This is a genomic window from Nonomuraea maheshkhaliensis, assembly GCF_039529435.1.
Lineage (GTDB): Bacteria > Actinomycetota > Actinomycetes > Streptosporangiales > Streptosporangiaceae > Nonomuraea > Nonomuraea maheshkhaliensis.
The window spans coordinates 1-855 of sequence record NZ_BAAAMU010000325.1; the positions used below are offsets into that span (position 1 = coordinate 1).

Here is an 855-nt window from a genome sequence, read left to right on the forward strand (position 1 = left end):
TCCAGTACGCCGACTACACGCTCTGGCAGCGGGAACTGCTCGGCGACGAGAACGATCCGGACAGCCTGATCTCCGGGCAGGTCGCGTACTGGCGCGCGGCGCTGGCCGGAGCGCCTGAGGAGCTGGAGCTGCCCTTCGACCGGCCCAGACCCGAGACGGCCTCGCACCGGGGCCACCTGGTGCCGATCGAGGTGCCGGCCGAGGTGCACGCCCGGCTCGCCGAGCTGGCGCGGCTGGAGGGCGTCACCACGTACATGGTGGTGCAGGCCGCGCTCGCCGTGCTGCTGTCGCGGCTCGGCGCCGGGATCGACCTCCCGATGGGAGCGGCGACCGCCGGGCGGAACGACGAGGCGCTGAACGACCTCGTCGGCTTCTTCATCAACACGCTCGTCGTCCGGACGGACCTGTCGGGGGACCCGACGTTCCGCGAGCTGCTGGCACGGGTCCGGGAGCGGAGCTTGGAGGCGTTCGACCACCAGGACGTGCCGTTCGAGCGGCTGGTGGAGGAGCTGGCGCCGGCGCGGTCGATGGCGCGGCATCCGCTGTTCCAGGTGATGTTCAAGGTCCAGAACAACGCCGAGGCGACGCTGAGCCTGCCGGGGGTGCGCGCCGAGGGGATCTCGCCGGGGACGACGGCGGCCAAGTTCGACCTGGACTTCACGGTGGTGGAGGTGCCGGGGGCCGGCGGGCTGCGCGGGTCGCTGGTGGCGGCGGCCGACCTGTTCGACCGGCGGACGGCCGAGTTGCTGGTGGCGCGGTTGGCTCGGGTGCTCGACGTGGTGACCACTCGGCCTTCGGTGCGGCTGAGTGGGGTTGAGGTGATGGGTGAGGGTGAGTGGCGTCAGGTGGTGGAGG

The 855-nt window shown here is 72.0% G+C and carries 1 protein-coding gene; it reads left to right on the forward strand.

From position 1 onward, the window contains the following. The coding region (locus tag ABFX54_RS56665) for a condensation domain-containing protein (protein WP_346115622.1) at positions 1 to 855 on the forward strand (855 nt) is incomplete at both ends.